At 46.3% G+C, this 20,027-nt stretch carries 22 protein-coding genes; 17 read left to right on the top strand and 5 right to left on the bottom strand.

What is annotated here, in order from left to right:
• Window positions 1-38: 38 nt before the first annotated feature.
• Window positions 39-680 carry a hypothetical protein gene (locus L5M40_RS01795; RefSeq protein WP_212601065.1) on the bottom strand — a complete coding sequence of 214 codons (642 nt, stop codon included), beginning with the start codon at window positions 678-680 and terminating at the stop codon, window positions 39-41.
• A 94-nt stretch (window positions 681-774) separates the two neighbouring features.
• Between L5M40_RS01795 and L5M40_RS01790 the strand changes: the two genes are divergently transcribed.
• The 3 genes from L5M40_RS01790 to lolE all read left to right on the top strand — a co-directional run bounded on the left by L5M40_RS01790 (window position 775) and on the right by lolE (window position 4,084).
• The gene (locus tag L5M40_RS01790; protein WP_263256192.1) at window positions 775-2,007 is read left to right on the top strand and encodes a lipoprotein-releasing ABC transporter permease subunit; all 1,233 of its coding nucleotides are present in this window, start codon (window positions 775-777) and stop codon (window positions 2,005-2,007) included.
• Window positions 2,008-2,141: 134 nt separating this feature from the next.
• Window positions 2,142-2,837, top strand: a complete 696-nt coding sequence (lolD, locus tag L5M40_RS01785) for a lipoprotein-releasing ABC transporter ATP-binding protein LolD (RefSeq protein ID WP_028759813.1) — start codon at window positions 2,142-2,144, stop codon at window positions 2,835-2,837.
• On the top strand, window positions 2,834-4,084 hold the full coding sequence (gene lolE / locus L5M40_RS01780; RefSeq protein ID WP_263236179.1) for a lipoprotein-releasing ABC transporter permease subunit LolE: 1,251 nt from the start codon (window positions 2,834-2,836) through the stop codon (window positions 4,082-4,084). Before lolD ends, lolE begins: the two co-directional genes overlap by 4 nt.
• Before the next feature lie 276 nt (window positions 4,085-4,360).
• Here the strand turns inward: lolE and suhB are convergent, their stop codons facing one another.
• Entirely contained in the window at window positions 4,361-5,164 is an 804-nt protein-coding gene (suhB, locus tag L5M40_RS01775; protein WP_028759815.1) for an inositol-1-monophosphatase, read from the bottom strand.
• A 153-nt stretch (window positions 5,165-5,317) separates the two neighbouring features.
• Here suhB and trmJ point away from each other — a divergent pair, with 153 nt between their 5' ends.
• The 14 genes from trmJ to L5M40_RS01705 all read left to right on the top strand — a co-directional run bounded on the left by trmJ (window position 5,318) and on the right by L5M40_RS01705 (window position 15,804).
• The gene (gene trmJ, locus L5M40_RS01770) at window positions 5,318-6,046 is read left to right on the top strand and encodes a tRNA (cytosine(32)/uridine(32)-2'-O)-methyltransferase TrmJ (protein WP_028759816.1); all 729 of its coding nucleotides are present in this window, start codon (window positions 5,318-5,320) and stop codon (window positions 6,044-6,046) included.
• A gap of 40 nt (window positions 6,047-6,086) precedes the next feature.
• Window positions 6,087-6,908: a serine O-acetyltransferase gene (cysE, locus tag L5M40_RS01765; protein WP_028759817.1), complete on the top strand. Its 822-nt coding sequence runs from the start codon at window positions 6,087-6,089 to the stop codon at window positions 6,906-6,908.
• Window positions 6,909-7,273: 365 nt separating this feature from the next.
• The gene (iscR, locus tag L5M40_RS01760) at window positions 7,274-7,735 is read left to right on the top strand and encodes a Fe-S cluster assembly transcriptional regulator IscR (protein ID WP_006081858.1); all 462 of its coding nucleotides are present in this window, start codon (window positions 7,274-7,276) and stop codon (window positions 7,733-7,735) included.
• An 80-nt stretch (window positions 7,736-7,815) separates the two neighbouring features.
• Window positions 7,816-9,030 carry an IscS subfamily cysteine desulfurase gene (locus tag L5M40_RS01755; RefSeq protein WP_028759818.1) on the top strand — a complete coding sequence of 405 codons (1,215 nt, stop codon included), beginning with the start codon at window positions 7,816-7,818 and terminating at the stop codon, window positions 9,028-9,030.
• 37 nt (window positions 9,031-9,067) lie between these two features.
• Window positions 9,068-9,451: a Fe-S cluster assembly scaffold IscU gene (gene iscU / locus L5M40_RS01750; protein WP_006081856.1), complete on the top strand. Its 384-nt coding sequence runs from the start codon at window positions 9,068-9,070 to the stop codon at window positions 9,449-9,451.
• Window positions 9,452-9,465: 14 nt separating this feature from the next.
• The gene (gene iscA, locus L5M40_RS01745; RefSeq protein ID WP_006081855.1) at window positions 9,466-9,789 is read left to right on the top strand and encodes an iron-sulfur cluster assembly protein IscA; all 324 of its coding nucleotides are present in this window, start codon (window positions 9,466-9,468) and stop codon (window positions 9,787-9,789) included.
• A 16-nt stretch (window positions 9,790-9,805) separates the two neighbouring features.
• On the top strand, window positions 9,806-10,330 hold the full coding sequence (gene hscB / locus L5M40_RS01740) for a co-chaperone HscB (protein ID WP_113940596.1): 525 nt from the start codon (window positions 9,806-9,808) through the stop codon (window positions 10,328-10,330).
• A 67-nt stretch (window positions 10,331-10,397) separates the two neighbouring features.
• Complete coding sequence (gene hscA / locus L5M40_RS01735) at window positions 10,398-12,260, top strand: Fe-S protein assembly chaperone HscA (protein ID WP_198572276.1); 1,863 nt, start codon at window positions 10,398-10,400, stop codon at window positions 12,258-12,260.
• Window positions 12,261-12,268: 8 nt separating this feature from the next.
• On the top strand, window positions 12,269-12,607 hold the full coding sequence (fdx, locus tag L5M40_RS01730; RefSeq protein ID WP_006081852.1) for an ISC system 2Fe-2S type ferredoxin: 339 nt from the start codon (window positions 12,269-12,271) through the stop codon (window positions 12,605-12,607).
• A 157-nt stretch (window positions 12,608-12,764) separates the two neighbouring features.
• Entirely contained in the window at window positions 12,765-13,670 is a 906-nt protein-coding gene (rimK, locus tag L5M40_RS01725) for a 30S ribosomal protein S6--L-glutamate ligase (protein ID WP_006081851.1), read from the top strand.
• Between the two features lie 113 nt (window positions 13,671-13,783).
• Entirely contained in the window at window positions 13,784-13,981 is a 198-nt protein-coding gene (gene iscX, locus L5M40_RS01720) for a Fe-S cluster assembly protein IscX (protein ID WP_028759821.1), read from the top strand.
• Window positions 13,982-14,198: 217 nt separating this feature from the next.
• On the top strand, window positions 14,199-14,366 hold the full coding sequence (locus tag L5M40_RS01715) for a hypothetical protein (RefSeq protein ID WP_081729028.1): 168 nt from the start codon (window positions 14,199-14,201) through the stop codon (window positions 14,364-14,366).
• Window positions 14,367-14,566: 200 nt separating this feature from the next.
• Window positions 14,567-14,998, top strand: coding sequence for a nucleoside-diphosphate kinase (gene ndk / locus L5M40_RS01710; protein ID WP_011789197.1), 432 nt, complete (start codon window positions 14,567-14,569; stop codon window positions 14,996-14,998).
• A 362-nt stretch (window positions 14,999-15,360) separates the two neighbouring features.
• On the top strand, window positions 15,361-15,804 hold the full coding sequence (locus L5M40_RS01705) for an Hsp20 family protein (protein WP_028759822.1): 444 nt from the start codon (window positions 15,361-15,363) through the stop codon (window positions 15,802-15,804).
• Between the two features lie 99 nt (window positions 15,805-15,903).
• On the opposite strand, the gene ilvN is transcribed toward L5M40_RS01705, so the two are convergent.
• The 3 genes from ilvN to L5M40_RS01690 all read right to left on the bottom strand — a co-directional run bounded on the left by ilvN (window position 15,904) and on the right by L5M40_RS01690 (window position 19,857).
• Window positions 15,904-16,398: an acetolactate synthase small subunit gene (ilvN, locus tag L5M40_RS01700; protein WP_028759823.1), complete on the bottom strand. Its 495-nt coding sequence runs from the start codon at window positions 16,396-16,398 to the stop codon at window positions 15,904-15,906.
• Window positions 16,398-18,116: an acetolactate synthase 3 large subunit gene (locus tag L5M40_RS01695; protein ID WP_105252618.1), complete on the bottom strand. Its 1,719-nt coding sequence runs from the start codon at window positions 18,114-18,116 to the stop codon at window positions 16,398-16,400. The genes ilvN and L5M40_RS01695 overlap by 1 nt, the downstream gene beginning before the upstream one ends.
• Window positions 18,117-18,633: 517 nt before the next feature.
• Window positions 18,634-19,857 carry a multidrug effflux MFS transporter gene (locus L5M40_RS01690; protein WP_263176222.1) on the bottom strand — a complete coding sequence of 408 codons (1,224 nt, stop codon included), beginning with the start codon at window positions 19,855-19,857 and terminating at the stop codon, window positions 18,634-18,636.
• Window positions 19,858-20,027: the final 170 nt, after the last annotated feature.

Genomic DNA, 20,027 nt, shown 5'->3' with positions numbered 1-20,027 from the left:
GAGACTTGATGGCGTAGGTGCCAGAGAAAAGTCAGCGGCTATTGACGCTCGTCTCTGGCGAGTTTGCGTAACTTGAGTTGTTTCTGTTGCACATTGAGGCTAGCTTTGACTAATTGCTCCACGTCAGATTCAAGAATTTGACTGAATTCAAAGTCGGTTTGCCATTGTAGATGTTCAGGTTGAGTATGTTGTTCTGTTCTGTCATTACGACTCATATCGCCTTCGGCTTGTGCTATTTTTTGTGCTTGAGTGGCGATGACTTTGCCAAAACAGAGAATGGCAACTAATTCGTCGTGAATAAACAGAGTAATTTTATAGTGGGAGCCAATGTCTAAGGCTGTTGGGGTGAGTAATCTCAGGCCACTACCACCAAATTGGTTACCAAAGCATTTTTCGCCCTCTTGGGTTTCTTTTTCTAATACATGTTGCAGCACTAGATCTACTTTGCGGGATTGCAGCTTTAAAAAATCCACGACAACTTTTGCCTCGTTATCTAAATGGCGCAGCTGTAGCAAGCAGTTAGCTTCGAGTGTTTTGACTTCGCTGAGCAGTTGAATGCCTAATGATTGCATTGATCTCAGTGCCATTTCTGAGGGTAATGGCTGGGAACTCGGCCATTGGCTTAGGTAGGCGGTAAAGTGGTGAGGCACACTAAAATACGGATTGGTGTCAGTGAACAAGGCTTGCCTCTTTATTTATAGGACCAATACCCCTATTATCGTGCCCATCTTCATGATTTAGCAAGTTCAGCACACAGGACGCAACCCTCTTTCAATGAATCCAGGATTCCCTTTCTATATTGGTTACCGTTATTGGCGGGCCAAAAAAGCGAACGCGTTCGCGTCGTTCATTACCTTATTTGCCGTTTCGGGCATTTTTTTAGGCGTTGCAGCCTTGATCGTTGTCAGCTCAGTGATGAATGGCCTTGAAGGCCAACTTAAGCAACGTATCTTAGGTGCAGTGCCACAATTAACCCTTTATAGCGAAGCGCCATTAGTCGATTGGACAAAGCAGGCGAGTGCGCTTAAAGCCTTACCGGGTGTGTTAGGCGTTACACCGAGCGTATCGACGCAGGCCATGGTGCAATCAGCGTCGAATATTCGCGCTGTGCAGGTTTATGGGGTGTTTCCCGAATTAGCGCAAAAGTTATCCTCCGTTGCGCAGCACACTTACTCAGGTGCATTTGAACAGTTGGCGAGTGGCGACTTCAAGGTGATTTTAGGATCTGAGCTCGCACGGCAACTCAAAGTCGCTCCCGGTGATACGGTACGATTATTGAGTGGCGATGGTGTGGTGTACTCCCCATTAGGCCCTGTGCCGAGTCAACGTAAGTTCTTGGTATCTGGCATTTTTGAAATGGGCTCTCAGGTTGATGCTGGCGTTGCATATATTCATTATCAAGATGCAAAGCGTCTAATGCGTCAACCGAGTGAGGCTATTGATCAGCTTAGACTTTATTTAACCGATCCCTTTAGTGCGCCCGCTTTAGCGTCTAAAGTGCAGGATGTTCTCGCTAAACAAGATATTAAGGTAACAACTAGCGATTGGCGTGATACCTATGGTCACTTGTTTGGTGCGGTAAAAATGGAAAAGAACATGATGTCACTGATGCTGAGCCTGATTGTGGCCGTGGCCGCATTCAATATTGTTTCGGCGCTAGTGATGATGGTGGTCGATAAAACCACGGATGTGGCAGTGCTAAAAACCCAAGGCGTAACCACGCCCGCCGTGATGGGCATTTTTGTGGTGCAGGGTTCGCTCAATGCTGTACTTGGTTTAGTGCTTGGGCTCGCGGTAGGTATACTTATCACTTTGAATCTGAATGGCATTATGACGATATTAGGCATTTCGATTTTAGGTGCAGGACAGAGTTTGCCAGTAAAACTGGAGTTGATGCAGTTGTCAGTGATCGTGATAGGCACACTATTGGTCACCTTGTTGGCGACCTTATATCCCGCGCTGCGTGCGGCCAGTGTGCAACCTGCAACTGCGTTGAGATACGAGTAACCCCGTGAGCTTTTACGAATAGTCGTCACCCATGGGCATTCATCCGTGAGTGATGCTTGCCAAGATGAAAATAATTTAATGCATTGATTTAATGAAATAAATCGGTGCCAAAGCATGTTTAAGAGAGAACTTCAATGCAAGACGTGTTACTGCAAGTGCAGAGTGTCAGTAAGAGTTACCATGATGGCGCCGTGACCACGCAAGTGTTGTCTAATGTCGATTTGCAGGTGTTTAAGGGCGAGCAGTTGGCGATTGTCGGCAGCTCAGGCTCAGGTAAGAGCACACTGCTGCATATTATGGGAACTTTGGATGAGCCAACCGCGGGCAAAGTCTTGTTGCTAGGCGAAGATTTATACCAAGTGTCTAGTGCGCGTCAAGCGCAGATCCGCAATCAAGATCTCGGCTTTATCTATCAATTCCATCATTTATTGCCTGAATTCACTGCGCTAGAAAACGTCGCTATGCCGGCATTTATTCAAGGTAAAGACCGTAAACAAGCGCTCGCCGATGCCAAAGTCTTATTGGAGCGGGTAGGGCTAGGCCATCGTATGACCCACATTCCTGCTGAACTATCGGGCGGCGAGCGTCAGCGTGTCGCTATCGCAAGGGCGTTGATTAATAAACCTAAGTTAGTGCTGGCCGATGAACCTACGGGTAATTTAGATGCTAACAGTGGCGATGCGGTTTATGAGTTGATCCGAGAGCTGGCCGATCAGTTAGGTACGGCGTTTGTGGTGGTGACCCATGATCATAAATTGGCTGCCCGTATGGACCGCCAACTGATGATGAAAAACGGTTACTTGCAATTAGCGGCGGAAACCCAAGTATGAAAGGACCGTTAGCCCTATCCATTGGTTGGCGTTTTTATCGCGCCCGCCAATCCAACAGTTTTATTAGTTTTATTTCCTTTGCATCGACTGCCGGTATCGCTTTAGGTGTGGCGGTATTGATCATAGTTCTGTCTGCAATGAATGGTTTTGAGCGCGAGCTAGAGCAAAGATTACTGGGTGTAGTGCCGCAGGCGGACATTGTCGGGGTGGACGAACCTATCGTCAATTGGCAGAGTGTTGCGCAAGGTGCGCTACAAATTGAAGGTATTCGTGGTGCTGCCCCCTTTATTCGCATGCAAGGTTTAGTGCAGAAGCCTGGTGGTTTTCAAGGCTTAGCCGTGGTGGGTATTGATCCGAAAGAAGAAACGAAGGTTTCAACTTTGTCACAGTTTATGAGTGATGCAAGCTGGCAGAGTCTGAGCCAAGATGAGAATCATATCGTCCTTGGCGAGAGTTTATTGACTAAGTTGGGGCTTGTGGTGGGTGATACGCTGGCCTTATATGTGCAGGATATCGATCCCGACGCGGCAGGCAGTTTACGTGCGGCGAAGAGCCATCGTTTTGTGGTGTCAGGCACCTATCATCTGGGCGGCGAGCTTGAACTGACAACCGCTTATATTCCATTGCAATACGCGGCGCAGATCTTGAACATGAATAACGGTGTAACGGGTGTGCGTATTAGTGTCGATAAAGTGTTTGATGCACCAGTAAAAGTGCGCGAACTCGGTTATGCGCAAAAGCAGTCTGTGTATATCAGTGACTGGACCCGTACCCAAGGGCATTTATATCAAGATATTCAGTTAGTTCGCACTGTGATGTATTTAGTTTTAGTGTTGGTGATTGGTGTGGCCTGCTTTAACATTGTCTCCACCTTAGTCATGGCGGTGCGGGATAAAGCGTCCGAAATTGCGATTTTGATGACCATGGGCCTGAGTCGTTTGGCTGTGATGGGGATTTTCATGGTGCAGGGCGCGTTAAATGGTCTGCTTGGCTGTGGCCTTGGCGGCATTATCGGCATTAGTGTGGCGCTGAATTTAAGTGTGCTTGCGAGCTCAGTTGAGCAATTACTCGGTATTCAACTGCTCTCGGCCGATGTTTACTTTGTCGATTTTTTACCGTCTGAATTGCATGTTTCGGATGCGGTACTGGTGATTGTGATGGCGTTTGTGATGAGTTTAATCGCGACTTTGTATCCCGCTTGGAAGGCGAGCCAAATTGCACCAGCACAAGCGTTAGCGGGTAGATAACTGGATAAGTGGCTGTTCGTCATGTTAGCCGATGTGGGCTGAAATCAGTGCAGATGTTTTCAGGACACTCCTTTCTTCCCAATGACTATTGCTTTATTTCTATACTATTTCTAAATACGATATTGTGGCGACTGAGGACTTGATGACTCGAGTACTTAAGGCTTTAGAATGAAAACCACATAAACAAAAAGGCCAGTGGGCGCTCTTAAAGAGATTACCACTGGCCTTTTTTGTATCTGTTTTATGCGTTTATTTAAAGCTAAGTGTTAATCTTGATTAACGCTTTAAGCCTTCGTTCAATAATGGACGCATGATCTTAACTAATTCTGTGGTCACCTTAGGTGAGCCAGCAACTATGTTACCCGAAACCAAATAGTTATGGTTGCCAGTAAAATCAGTCACTGTACCGCCTGCTTCGCGGCAAATCAGATCGCCAGCAGCGATGTCCCATGGCTTTAAGCCGATTTCAAAGAAACCGTCCAAACGACCCGCGGCAACATAGGCTAAATCTAATGCGGCAGAACCTGCGCGACGTAAGTCAGCACATTGGCCGAAGACTTCGCCGAAAATAGCCATGTAAGTTTCAGTGTGTTGACGCGCCTTGAATGGGAAGCCTGTACCAATCATGGTAGGCGCTAATTCATTCACGTTGGTAACACGCAGACGGAAATCATTGAGTTTGGCGCCTTTACCACGTACAGCGGTAAAGAGTTCTTCACGGACAGGATCGTAAACAACGGCAACTTCAGTCTTGCCTTTGTATTGCAGAGCGATAGAAACCGCGAAGTGGGGAATGCCTCTAACAAAGTTGTTAGTGCCATCCAGAGGGTCGACTATCCAAACATAGTCTTTATTCTCACCGCGGTTTTCGCCTTTCTCTTCACCCACGATAGTGTGATCAGGGTAAGATTTACGAATTTGGTAAGTAATTGTCGCTTCTGCTTCCTTGTCTACACTGGTAACAAAATCGTTGATACCTTTTGAACTGACTTCGATACGGTCAAGTTCAGTATAGGCGCGCATAATAGTTTGGCCGGCCGCGCGGGCAGCGCGTACAGCAATCGTCAGCATCGGATGCATTGCAATCCCCTGGATGTTAAAGAACGTTAAAATAGCGGGCGGTATTATACTCGATTTGATAGTTATATCAAATACCGATTTTCATATAAGCATTCGGCAATGGCTGTGATAATATTCGTCCCCAACGTTTTATGAATTAAATTAAGTTGTTTCATGCTAAGTAATATTCGAGTGGTTTTAGTGGGGACTTCGCACCCCGGCAATATTGGTTCTACTGCCAGAGCGATGAAGACTATGGGTCTGTCTACTCTGTATCTTGCAGAACCCCGGGTTGAGCCCGACGGTCATTCCATAGCATTAGCCGCGGGTGCATCGGATATTCTGAAACATCTTGTGAAAGTGGATTCACTTGCTGAAGCGATTGCCGATTGCAGTCTAGTGATTGCAACCAGCGCGCGCAGTCGCACCTTAGATTGGCCCATGTTAGAGCCAAGACAAGCTGGGGTGAAATTAGCGACCGAGGCACTTAAAGGCCCTGTTGCGATTGTGTTTGGCCGTGAAAACCATGGTTTAAGCAATGAAGAGCTGCAACAGTGCACTTATCATGTGGCTATCCCTGCAAATCCAGAGTATAGCTCGCTTAATCTGGCGCAAGCCGTACAAATCATTTGTTATGAAACCCGCGTTGCCCATCTTGCGCAAAAAGACGTTGCCGAAGAAGAGCTGACTGAGTATCCCTTGGCTGCCGATCAGGAACGTTTTTTCGCACACCTTGAAACAACACTGTTATCCACTGGATTTATCATCAAGAACCATCCTGGACAAGTGATGATGAAACTTCGCCGCTTGTTTAGTCGTGCACGGATTGAGAGTCAGGAAATGAATATCCTCAGGGGTATTTTGACGTCAATTGAGAAAGTGGCGGGTTCTAAAGAAAAATAGCCAAACCTTAATAATTAACACTAATCGCGAAGGATAAACAATGGGCGTGATAGCTAGGCTAAAAGAAGATATTGAATCTATATATCACCGTGATCCTGCGGCGCGTAGCGCGTTTGAGATCTTGGTTAACTATCCAGGCATGCATGCCATTTGGTTGCATCGGATAAGCCATAAGCTATGGAAGCGCGATTGGCGCTTAACGGCACGTTGTTTATCGACGTTTTCCCGTTGGTTGACAGGAGTTGAAATCCATCCTGGGGCAACCATAGGTCATCGATTTTTTATCGACCACGGTATGGGCGTTGTGATAGGTGAAACGGCTGAGATTGGTGATGATTGCACCCTTTATCACGGTGTCACGCTTGGTGGAACCACCTGGCAGGCGGGGAAACGTCACCCGACGTTAGCCAATAACGTGGTGGTGGGCGCAGGGGCAAAAATCCTCGGTCCTATTACCATGCACGATGGTGCGCGTGTGGGTTCGAATTCTGTTGTGGTGAAAGATGTGCCCAAAGATACCACGGTTGTGGGGATTCCTGGGCGCGTGGTGGCTACACCGTCACCGCAATCGAAAGAGAAAACTGAACGCCGCAGCGCGATGGCAAAAAAATATGGCTTCGATGCGTACGCGGTATCACCGGATAATCCCGATCCGGTGGCCAATGCAATAGGGCAGATGCTCGATCACATGCATTTGATGGACTCGAAAGTTCAAGAGTTGTGTCAAGCCATTCAAGGGCTGGGTGGCAATGTCTGTACTGAAAAACTGCCAGAGCTTGATATGGGCGAGTTTAATGATGCAGAAAAAGCGGCAGCGGAAAAACGCCATAGTGCATTAGATGAGTTTGATCCGAGCATCTAAGTTTCAAGAAATGGTTCAACTTAGCGGTCTAACTTGCTTAAGGGCTGACCCTTACAAGGGTCTCATTTAGTGTTTTACTTTAGCTTATCCTGTTGTAAAGGCGCATATTGCGATCAAACCTGAGTTTGATCGCGCCATAGTACCAAGATCACTTTTATCCTGCGTTTATATCGTGCTAGATGTCGATTAATTAGCGCTTTAGCATTGAATCTTAGGCTAGAAAAAGGTTAAATACCCCACCAAGATGAAAGGGTATTGGTTATGTGCACACTCATATACTTGAGTGTTTTAGTAGGTTTTAATACTTGACTGAATTACTCGGGTATGTTGAAATAATGCATACCTGTTCGGGAGCTATGGTAGTTATGAAACTTACATCAAAAGGTCGTTATGCAGTAACCGCTATGCTAGATGTGGCAATCCACTCAGCATCGGGACCAGTTCCCTTAGCGGATATCTCTGAAAGACAAGGGATTTCGCTTTCCTATCTGGAACAACTCTTCGCTAAGCTAAGAAAACACGGTTTAGTTGCCAGTGTACGTGGACCGGGCGGTGGTTATCGCTTAGGCCTAGAAGCCAATGATATTTCAGTCGGCATGGTTGTCCATGCTGTAGACGAGTCTGTCGATGCGACTCGTTGCCAAGGACTTGGCAACTGTCAGAGTGGAACTCGCTGCTTAACCCATTCACTTTGGGGCGATTTAAGCAAACAAATTTCCGATTTTTTAGATGGTATCAGTCTTGCCGGCTTGATGCAGAAGCGAGATGTGCAATTTATCTCACTTAAGCAAGACACTATGCAAAAGGAACAAAGAGTCAGTTTATAGCGGCACTTTGTTATATATAAAAATAATTTTTGTACGTTGTATGTAGCCTCTACCAGAGACTGCTCAGTACGGAGTGTGTTATGAAGCTTCCTATCTATTTAGATTATGCCGCCACCACGCCTGTTGATCCTAGAGTCGCGGAAAAGATGTTCCAATGCATGACAATGGACGGCATCTTTGGTAATCCGGCCTCACGTTCACACCGCTACGGCTGGCAAGCCGAAGAAGCGGTGGATATTGCTCGCAACCAAGTTGCCGAGTTAATTAACGCCGATCACCGCGAAATTGTGTTTACCTCTGGCGCGACGGAATCGAACAACTTAGCGATAAAAGGTGTTGCTCATTTCTATCACAAGAAAGGCAAGCACATCATCACCAGTAAGACTGAACATAAAGCGGTTCTCGATACTTGTCGCCAATTAGAGCGTGAAGGTTTCGAAGTGACTTATTTAGAGCCTGCTGCAAACGGCATCATTCCGATGGAACGTTTAGAAGCGGCAATGCGTGACGACACTATCCTTGTCAGCATCATGCACGTGAACAACGAAATCGGTGTTATCCACGATATCGATGCAATCGGTGAACTATGCCGTTCAAAAGGCATCATTTTCCACATGGATGCGGCGCAAAGTGCAGGCAAAGTACCTATCGATGTGCAAGCCACTAAAGTGGATTTGATCTCGATTTCTGGCCACAAAATGTATGGCCCTAAAGGTATCGGCGCACTATATGTTCGTCGTAAGCCACGCATTCGCCTAGAAGCGCAAATGCACGGTGGTGGTCATGAGCGTGGTATGCGTAGCGGTACGTTACCAACGCATCAAATCGTAGGTTTAGGTGAAGCTGCTGCAATCGCAAAAGCGGAAATGGCCTCTGATGACGCTCGTATCGGTGCATTACGTGACAAATTATGGAATGGCATCAAGCACATTGAAGAAACCTATATCAATGGTGATGCGATTGACCGTGTTAGCGGTAGCCTCAACGTCAGCTTCAACTATGTTGAAGGCGAGTCGTTAATGATGGCACTGAAAGATTTAGCGGTTTCATCGGGTTCGGCTTGTACCTCAGCCAGCCTAGAGCCTAGCTACGTATTACGTGCGCTTGGCTTAAACGATGAAATGGCACATAGCTCGATTCGTTTCTCAATCGGCCGTTTCACAACCGAAGAAGAAATCGATCACGCTATCGAAGTTATTACTCAATCTATTGATAAATTAAGAGAAATGTCTCCTTTGTGGGAAATGTTTAAAGATGGGATCGACCTGAACCAAGTTCAGTGGGCACATCATTAATTCTGACCTTTACAATAGATAATTTTGGAGCAGTACCATGGCTTACAGTGAAAAAGTGATAGATCATTATGAGAATCCACGTAACGTTGGTTCTTTTGATAAAAACGATCCTTCGGTCGTGACCGGTATGGTAGGCGCACCTGCTTGCGGTGACGTGATGAAACTTCAGTTGAAAATTGGTGCTGATGGCATCATTCAAGACGCTAAGTTCAAAACCTACGGTTGTGGTAGCGCGATTGCGTCTAGCTCACTGGTAACTGAGTGGGTTAAAGGCAAGACTATCGAACAAGCTGCGGCGATCAAAAACACGGATATCGCTGAAGAATTGGCATTGCCACCAGTGAAGATCCACTGTTCAATTTTGGCTGAAGATGCCATTAAAGCTGCTATCGACGAGTACAAATCGAAACAAGCTAAGTAACATCTGGAGTTAAGATGGCGATTACAATGACCCCAGCGGCAGCCGATCGTGTCAGATCTTTCTTAGTCAACCGAGGCAAAGGTGTAGGCCTGCGTCTCGGCTTAAGAACATCAGGCTGTTCTGGTATGGCTTATGTACTTGAGTTCGTTGATTCTTTAAATGATGATGATGAAGTGTTTGATATCGAAGATGTGAAAATCATCATAGATGCCAAGAGCCTTATCTATCTTCAAGGGATCGAGCTGGATTTTGTTAAAGAAGGGCTGAATGAAGGCTTCCAATTTAATAATCCTAACGCAAAAGGTGAGTGTGGTTGTGGTGAGAGTTTCACTGTTTAACCGCTAAAGTTGACGCATGAATTATTTCGAGCTGTTTAAATTTTCCCCTGCCTTCGATATTGATACCGCCTTACTTGCAGAACGCTATCGCGAACTGCAACGGGCGGTTCATCCCGATAAATTTGCCAATGATACTGATCAGCAAAAATTGCTGTCGGTGCAGCGCACGGCGCAAGTCAATGATGGTTTTCAAACCTTAAAAGATCCCATTCGCCGCGCCGAGCATATGTTATCGCTGCGTGGTATTGAATTAAGCCATGAAACCACGACAGTGAAAGATACTGGCTTCTTGATGCAGCAAATGGAATGGCGCGAGGCGTTAGAAGATATACGCGATAGTGCCGATCCTCAAGCGAGTATTGACGAGCTATATCAATCTTTTGCGCAGTACCGCGCGCAACTCACTCAGCAATTGACTCAACTGTTAACCAGTGAGCAGGCTGAAGATGCATTGTTAGCGGCAGATCAAGTTCGCAAACTCAAATTTATGGCAAAATTACACGACGAGTTGACCAGAGTCGAAGACGCTCTGTTAGATTGATTTTCCGTGTTTATGTTACTTTGCTGACTCAAGTACGCTTGAGTTGGCATTACTAAGTTGGATATATATGGCCCTTTTGCAGATAGCTGAGCCCGGTCAAAGTGCCGCGCCGCACCAACATAGACTTGCCGTTGGCATCGATTTAGGTACGACCAATTCTTTGGTGGCGGCCGTTCGAAGTGGAGAGACGGCAACCCTGCCGGACGAACTTGGACAGCATTCATTACCTTCTATCGTGCGTTATACCCAAGATTCAGTCGAAGTCGGCGCACTTGCGGCGTTGAGTTCGGCGCAGGATCCGCAAAACACGATCGTTTCGGTAAAGCGTTTTATGGGCCGCAGCCTAGCGGATATTCAAGCTGGCGAGCAATCATTACCCTACGAGTTTGCCGAAAGCGAAAACGGTTTACCTTTATTTGTGACTCCCCAAGGCCAAGTGAATCCCGTGCAAGTATCTGCGGAGATTTTACGTCCGCTGATCGCCCGCGCTGAAAAAACCTTAGGCGGCGAACTGCAAGGCGTGGTGATCACTGTGCCTGCGTATTTCGATGATGCCCAGCGCCAAGGCACAAAAGATGCCGCAGCTTTGCTGGGTGTTAAAGTGCTACGTTTGTTGAATGAACCGACTGCTGCTGCGATTGCCTATGGTTTAGATTCTAAGCAAGAGGGCGTGATTGCCATCTATGATTTAGGCGGCGGTACTTTCGATATTTCTATTTTGCGCTTGAATCGCGGTGTATTCGAAGTGTTAGCCACTGGTGGTGATTCAGCGCTTGGCGGCGATGATTTCGATCATTTACTGCAAGCACATATGCAACAAGTGTGGCAGCTTAGCGACATCGACTCACAATTAAGTCGTCAGTTGTTGATTGAATCGCGTCGAGTCAAAGAAGCCTTAACGGATGCAGCAGAAACTGAAGCAAAAGTGATCCTTGCCGATGGTACTGAACTGACGCAAATCGTTACTAAAGCTGAATTTGATGCCATGATTGCGGCATTGGTGAAAAAGACGATTGCCAGCTGTCGCCGTACCCTGCGTGATGCGGGCGTGACGACGGATGAAGTGCTTGAAACTGTGATGGTTGGCGGTTCAACGCGCGTGCCATTAGTGCGTGAACAGGTCGAAGCTTTCTTCGGTAAACCACCCCTGACGTCTATCGATCCCGATCGTGTTGTCGCCATTGGCGCGGCCATTCAAGCCGACATTTTAGTGGGTAACAAACCCGAATCGGATTTGTTATTGCTCGATGTGATCCCTTTGTCATTAGGCATAGAGACCATGGGCGGCTTAGTGGAAAAAGTGGTATCGCGTAATACCACGATTCCGGTTGCACGGGCGCAGGAATTTACCACCTTTAAAGATGGTCAAACGGCCATGGCATTCCATGTGGTGCAGGGCGAGCGTGAGCTCGTCGCTGATTGCCGCTCACTGGCGCGTTTTACCTTAAAGGGTATTCCGCCGTTAGCCGCTGGTGCTGCGCATATTCGTGTGACCTTTCAAGTGGATGCCGATGGTTTACTTAGCGTGACCGCGATGGAGAAATCCACCGGCGTGCAGTCTAGTATTCAAGTTAAGCCGTCTTTTGGTTTATCGGATACTGAAATTGCCACTATGCTGAAAGATTCGATGAAGTATGCCAAAGACGATATAGGTCGTCGTATGCTGGCCGAGCAGCAAGTGGAGGCGGCGAGGGTACTCGAGTCTTTACATGCAGCGTTAGCGAAGGATGGCGATTTGCTGAATGCCGATGAGCGTGCTCAGATCGATGCTACTATGGCCAATGTGGCGCAAGTTGCCGCGGGCGATGATGCCGATGCGATTAAACTCGCGATTGAAAAACTGGATGAGCAAACCCAAGATTTTGCTGCCAGACGTATGGACAATTCTATTCGAGTGGCATTTAAAGGCCAGTCGATCGACAACATATAGGTGATGTAATGCCCCAATTAGTCTTTCTTCCCCATGCCGAGTTGTGCCCTGATGGCGCTGTGCTTGAGGCGAATGTTGGTGAGACCATTCTCGATGTTGCGCTGCGTAATGGCATCAATATCGAGCATGCCTGTGAAAAGTCCTGTGCTTGCACGACGTGTCACTGTATCGTGCGTGAAGGCTTTAATGATCTTGAGCCAAGTGATGAGCTAGAAGATGACATGTTAGACAAAGCATGGGGACTCGAGCCCGAAAGCCGTCTATCTTGTCAGGCTAAAGTGGTCGACACTGACATGGTGATTGAGATCCCTAAATACACGGTTAACATGGTTAGCGAAGGCAATTAATATTGCTTCGATAATGATTAAAACCAGTCCACGTGACTGGTTTTTTGCTTTTGGCGTTGAGCATTTGTGCAACTAATCTTGTCTATGCCTCTAGTTGTTTGATTTATCCTTGCGCAGGCGTATTATGCGCTCAAAATTAATGGTTGCCGGAGACCAAATGAGAATAGCGATTTTATCGCAAGGGCCAGAGTTATATTCAACGAAGCGACTCGTTGAAGCGGCTCAATTACGTGGTCATGAAGTACACGTAATCAATCCCCTTGAATGTTATATGAATATCAACATGCGGCAATCGAGTATCCACATTGGCGGGCGAGAGTTACCTGCATTTGATGCCGTGATCCCCCGTATTGGGGCGTCGATTACCTTTTATGGTTCGGCGGTGTTGCGCCAATTTGAGATGATGGGCGTCTATGCCTTAAATGATTCAGTTGGAATTTCCCGCTCACGGGACAAATTGCGTTCTATGCAGCTGATGTCACGCCGCGGTATTGGTTTGCCTATTACCGGTTTTGCCAATAAACCGAGTGATATTCCAGACTTAATTGATATGGTGGGTGGCGCGCCTCTGGTGATTAAATTACTCGAAGGCACCCAAGGCATTGGCGTGGTATTAGCCGAGACCCGCAAAGCGGCTGAGAGTGTGATTGAAGCCTTTATGGGCCTTAAAGCCAACATCATGGTGCAGGAATATATCAAAGAAGCCAACGGCGCAGACATTCGCTGTTTTGTGCTCGGCGATAAAGTGATTGCCGCCATGAAACGTCAAGCTATGCCCGGTGAGTTTCGCTCTAATTTGCACCGTGGTGGCACGGCGAGTTTAGTCAAACTGACTCCTGAAGAGCGCTCTGTAGCTATTCGTGCGGCGAAGACGATGGGATTGAATGTGGCAGGGGTTGATTTGTTACGCTCAAACCACGGTCCAGTGATCATGGAAGTGAACTCCTCACCAGGGCTTGAGGGGATTGAAGGCGCCACCACGAAAGATGTGGCGGGTGCTATTATTGATTTTGTTGAAAAAAATGCGATTAAAGTAAAAAAGGTGACGCAAGCACAGGGTTAGCACCCTTGGTGTCGAGTATTGACTACGGAATATCAACACTTGATTCACCTCCTTATGGGTAACGGCGTTAAGCACTAGCTTACCCATTCAAGCGAACCGAATAGGGGAAAACGATGACATTAACTTGGATAGATTCGTTAGATATTGCGTTGGAATTACTCGAAGCACACCCAGAGGTTAATCCTACTCAACTGCATTTCACCCAACTGTATGAGTGGGTGTTAGCTTTGAATGATTTTGCTGATGATCCTAAGCATTGCAATGAAAAAATACTGGAAGCAATTCAGCAGTGTTGGATTGATGAAAAGTAGTGAGCACAGTTGTAGTCCGGCTTTTTATGTGAGGCATCTTGTCCTTCAGAAGATTAACTAAGGTGATTTATCTCACGTATTTGCAGTGGCGCAGAGAATATTTGGCGAGAGTTTGATCACAGTCAAGTTCATTTTCAGTGGATATCGTAATTTGTTGTATATTGGTTAAGGCATTTATATGGCTTAACTTTATTATCGCAACTGCAAGGATGTTCACATGAAACTTTTGCTTGTATTGTTATGTATGCTTGTCCCTTCAATGGCTTGGGCTCATCCAGGTCATGGCGGTGTTGGTTTATTCCATCACTTGTTAGATCTTGCTCCCGCAGTCATTTTAGTCGCTTTAATTGCATGGGCTGGTATTTGGGCAAAAAACAAAAAATAATCCCATTTTTTAATGAGTTAATGAACCCTGCTAAGGATTTATCCTCCTAGCGGGGTATTTTGCGTGATCAAGCTGATTACGAATAAAGCGAATGTGCGCAATATCTCAGACTAATTTGCTATAAAGATAGGATTTAGCTTTTAAATTTCGTATAATCCGCGCGAATTTTTTAAACTTGCTGACAAAGGAAGCTAGTTATTATGGCGATCGAACGCACATTTTCTATTATCAAGCCAGATGCTGTTGCAAAAAACCACATCGGTGCTATCTACAATCGTTTTGAAACTGCTGGTCTTAAGATCGTTGCAGCTAAAATGTTACACCTGACCAAAGAACAAGCTGAAGGTTTCTATGCTGAGCATAGCGAGCGCGGTTTCTTCGGTGCTCTGGTTGCATTTATGACTTCTGGTCCAATCATGGTCCAAGTATTAGAAGGCGAAAACGCTGTTTTAGCTCACCGTGAAATTTTAGGTGCAACTAATCCAGCTCAAGCAGCTCCTGGTACTATCCGTGCTGATTTCGCAGAAAGCATTGACGAAAACGCGGCTCACGGTTCAGATGCTGTTGAATCTGCTGCTCGTGAAATTGCTTACTTCTTCAGCGCTGAAGAATTGTGTCCACGCACTCGTTAATTCGATGCTAAGACTGAAAAAGGAGCCTAGGCTCCTTTTTTATTGGCTGCAATTTAGCGAATATAGATTTCCGTGTTGCAATGAAGCTAATGCCTCTATACAAATCACACGTCAATTCAAAGTGTTAAAACTTAATTAGAGTTTGTTTTTATTAGTCTTTTTAAATTTTGCACATTTTTTTAATTTTCTTGCTTGAAATTTTCTCTCCCGTCCTTATATCTATTTCAGGATCGCTCGATGAGGATCCTAGTGTGAATTCTGTGCCGTAAGGACAGAAGATTTAACTCGGCAGACTCTACAAGCGTTTTCATCGTGAAAACCGTCCGCCAATTCTCCATATTGCTTAAGACAAGGATATGAATATGCGTAATTATGATCTAGCTCCCCTGTACCGTAGTGCCATTGGTTTTGACCGTTTAGCTCAGCTGGCAGAACATGCCGCCGCTAATAATGGCAATACTGGCTATCCCCCATATAACATTGAATTATTAGGCGAAAATCGCTATCGCATTACTATGGCCGTGGCCGGATTCTCAATGAATGAACTTGAGATCAGCAGTGAGGGTGAGAAATTACTGGTGAAAGGCAACAAAGCTGAAAGCCAAACCGAGCGTAAATACTTGTACCAAGGCATAGCGGAACGCGGTTTTGAGCGCACTTTCCAACTGGCAGACTATGTCACTGTGCTCGGCGCAAGTTTAGAAAATGGCTTACTCAATATTGATTTAGTGCGTGAAATCCCTGAAGCGTTGAAACCACGCAAAATCGAGATCACTTCATCGCGCTTGCTAGACAGCCAGTCATAATTGACACTGTGGTAACCACCTAAAAACAAGGGGAGCATAATGCTCCCCTTGATGTTTTTGTGTTCACGCAAAAATGTCCGCGAGATTTCCGTGAGAAAGCTACGCTTTCATGGCCTTTTCTCCGCGAGCCAAACCCACCACACCGGAGCGAGAGACTTCGACCAATTTAGTCACTTCACCTAGTGCATGGATAAACGCATCGAGTTTCTCTGATGTGCCGACCATTTGGATGGTATATAAATTGGCGGTGACATCGACAATTTGGCCGCGGAAAATGTCCGCCATCCGTTTAACTTCTTCCCTAAACTCGCCTTGGGCGCGGACCTTGATAAGGGCTAATTCCCGTTCAATATAAGCAGACTCGGTAATATTCGAAACTTTTAACACATCGATGAGTTTATGTAGCTGCTTCTCTATTTGCTCTAACACCATTTCATCGGCAACGACTGTGATGTTAAGCCGCGACAGTGTGATATCGTCCGTTGGCGCCACCGTTAAACTTTCAATGTTATAGCCGCGCTGTGAAAACAAACCGACCACACGAGAAAGGGCGCCGGATTGGTTTTCTAATAATACAGATATAATTCGACGCATTAGCATTTCTCCGTCTTGGTCAGCCACATTTCATTCATCGCACCACCACGGATCAACATTGGGTACACGTGCTCAGTTTCATCCACCATGATGTCGATAAAGACCAGTCTGTCTTTCATCGCCAGCGCTTCTGCCATTTTTGACTCAAGTTCGGCGGGATCGCTGATCGTCATACCTACATGGCCATAGGCCTCGGCAATTTTGGCAAAATTAGGTACTGAATCCATATAGGAATGTGAGTGACGGCCAGAGTAAATCATGTCCTGCCATTGTTTAACCATGCCAAGGAAACGATTGTTTAAGTTGATAATTTTAACCGGCGTATCATATTGCAGCGCGGTCGAAAGCTCTTGAATGTTCATCTGGATTGAACCATCACCCGTGACACAGACAACCGTGGCATCAGGCATCGCCATTTTAACCCCCATTGCGGCGGGTAGGCCAAACCCCATGGTGCCTAGACCCCCTGAGTTGATCCAGCGGCGCGGCTTATCGAACGGATAGTACAAGGCGGCAAACATCTGGTGCTGGCCAACATCAGAGGCGACATAGGCATCGCCATTGGTCAGCTTATACAAGGTTTCAATCACTTGCTGTGGTTTGATGCGACCACTGTTTTTGTCATAGGCCAGACAATCGCGGCCGCGCCATTGCTCAATATCATTCCACCAAGTGGCGATGGCATCGTTGTCATTGTGCTCGTTCGATTCATCTAACAGTGTCAACATGCTGTCTAAAATACTGTCGGCCGACCCTACGATGGGAATATCGACGTGGATAGTTTTTGAAATAGACGAGGGGTCGATATCTATGTGCAAAATGGTCGCGTTCGGGCAATATTTTTCCACATTATTAGTGGTTCTATCGTCGAAGCGCACACCAATACCGAAGATCAAATCGCAGTTATGCATTGTCATGTTGGCTTCGTAGCGACCGTGCATCCCTAACATGCCTAGGCTGTTTTTGTGGGTACTTGGAAAAGCCCCTAGTCCCATAAGTGTGCTGACGACGGGAATATTTAATCTCTCAGCTAATTGTAAAATTTGCTTATCACAACCCGAGATAATGGCGCCGCCACCGACATAGAGCACAGGCTTTTTAGCCGCTAATAGTGCCTGTAGTCCACGACGGATCTGTCCTTTATGCCCCGAGGTTGTCGGGTTGTATGAGCGCATTTTCACGCTTTCGGGATAAATATATTCGTGCAGTAGCGCTGGGTTTAAGCAATCTTTTGGCAGGTCGACGACCACAGGCCCAGGACGGCCGGTAGAGGCAATATAAAAGGCTTTTTTTATCGTTTCAGGGATTTGAGTGGGATCTTTAACTAAAAAGCTATGTTTGACCACTGGACGAGAGATGCCGATCATATCGCATTCTTGGAAGGCGTCATTACCGATAAGGTTGCTCGGTACTTGACCCGATAATACGACGAGGGGAATAGAGTCCATGTAGGCGGTGGCAATACCGGTAATCGCGTTGGTGGCACCGGGTCCTGAAGTGACTAATACCACACCCACTTTACCCGTGGCGCGGGCGTAGCCATCGGCCATGTGTACGGCGGCTTGTTCGTGGCGAACGAGTATGTGTTCAATACCTGGGATAACGTGCAGGGCATCGTAGATATCTAAAACTGAACCGCCAGGATAGCCAAAAATGTGCTTTACGCCTTCATCAATCAAAGAACGCACTATCATGCTGGCGCCGGATAACATCTCCATGTGGAACTCCTATTGCATAGTACCGTTACGGTAAACAGTATTTTGTTACAGCGACGGTAATCGCTCTAAAAATTAAGCCTGAAGGGTAATTCAGACTCCGAAATGCTGAACTGACTTCGTAGAAGACAAGTGATTCATCCTTAGGATGCAGCAACTGTTGCAATGAACAGAATTTCATCATATTCAAAAAAAACAACATTTCAAGCCTTTTATGTAAAAAGTAACCAACTTGAAACAATTTCACGTTTGAATGGGTGGAGAACTTGCTGGAATCGCCAAGTAATCTAGGCTGATTTATGGACTTATCTTATATTTTTCAGATTGTTAGATGTTTAAAAAGCAAAAACGGCACTAAAAGTGCCGTTTTGGTGTGGGACGTTAGATAAGCAGATACTTAACTGTTGCGATTAAATATTACTTATTTGCTACATTAGTGAAAGCCAATGCGCTGTTTTATGCGATCAAACATGTGTTGTAGATGAGGCATTGGCATCCATGATTTCTTAAAAATAGATCCTTAAATCGTCGGCTGTATTTGATGCTTTGGACGATTGAATTGGCAAATGCCGACTAACGCAATAGAGCCTAACATGAGGGCGGAGAAGGGCACTGCTGTGCCATCATAGAACACCGCTAATAACGGCCCCGCTAACGCGCCACAGCCAAATCTTAAGGTGCCAATAACCGCTGTTGCCGTTCCGGTTTCTTGTTTGAACTTCATCAGCACTATCGCATCGGCGTTGACCGACATCACCCCTAGGCTGCCCATCAAAGGAATAAGCATGATCACGGTAAAATGATAGCTCATATCCAGTAGGTTGACGGTTAATAAACCAGCTCCCGCAATAGCGCCAAAAAAGGTCGATACGTGCAACATACGCAGCGAACCATAGCGGCCGACAATGCGAGTATTAATGATATTGGCCAACATCAAGGCGCCAACGTTGGTGCTAAACAAGATGGCAAAATAGGATTTATCTAAGGCAAAGACTTCCATATAAACGAAGGGTGATGCGGTGAGATAACAGAAAAACGCAAAAGACGTTAACACGCCGCTGGCAATGTTTAACTTAACGCCAGGTCGGGAAAATACGGTCGCATAGGCACCAAGAAACGATTTTTGGCTGCGGGTATCCATATCTTTATCGCTGGGCATTTTTAGCGCAAACAGCACGAGTAATAACAGGGTTGCGGCATAGGCAGATTGAATGAAGAAGATTAAATGCCAATCACCGAGCTCGAGGATCACGCTGCCAATACTAGGGGCCAGTAATGGCGCTAACATCATGATTAAACTCACGTAAGACATACCTTTGGCGGTATTATCGCCATAGACTTCTTTGATGTATCCCGGTACCACCACAGTCGCTGCTGCGCCGATAAAGGCCTGCAAAAAGCGTAGCCCAAGAAAGACTTCGACTTGACCAGCAAAACCAATCAGTAAACTGGTTAGCATAAAGCCACTCAGCCCCATTATCACCATAGGGCGACGGCCAATGCGGTCAGCTAAGGGACCGAAACACAACATGCCCAGTGCATAACCTGCTAAGTAGATACTCAGGGACTGTTGCACTGTTGTGATATCGGTATGAAAACTAAGGGCCAATGTCGACATCGCAGGTAAGTACATGTCGATGGCTAATGGTGTGATCGCGACAATCGCCGCTAGCATGGGAATAAGCAGTGCTAAATTCGGTATACGTCTACCGTTATGGGCAGAAGGTTGTGATTGTGGGTCCACTGTTACCTCGGGTGGCGAAAGAATTGAAAGCGTATTTCTCAGGGTTATGCGGCGTGGTTTAAATTGTACTAGGACAATTCACTCTAATCCGTCCATTTTTAGCCAGCATCTTGCGCTAATTGGCAGTGTTTGGGGAAAAGTGAATTGTGCTTCGATCAATTTTCACGGTA

The sequence above is a fragment of the Shewanella sp. SM68 genome (assembly GCF_025653925.1).
GTDB classification, from domain to species: Bacteria; Pseudomonadota; Gammaproteobacteria; order Enterobacterales; family Shewanellaceae; genus Shewanella; species Shewanella oncorhynchi.
The sequence above is the reverse complement of the archived record's forward strand: the minus strand, read 5'-3'. Positions and strand labels throughout refer to the sequence as shown.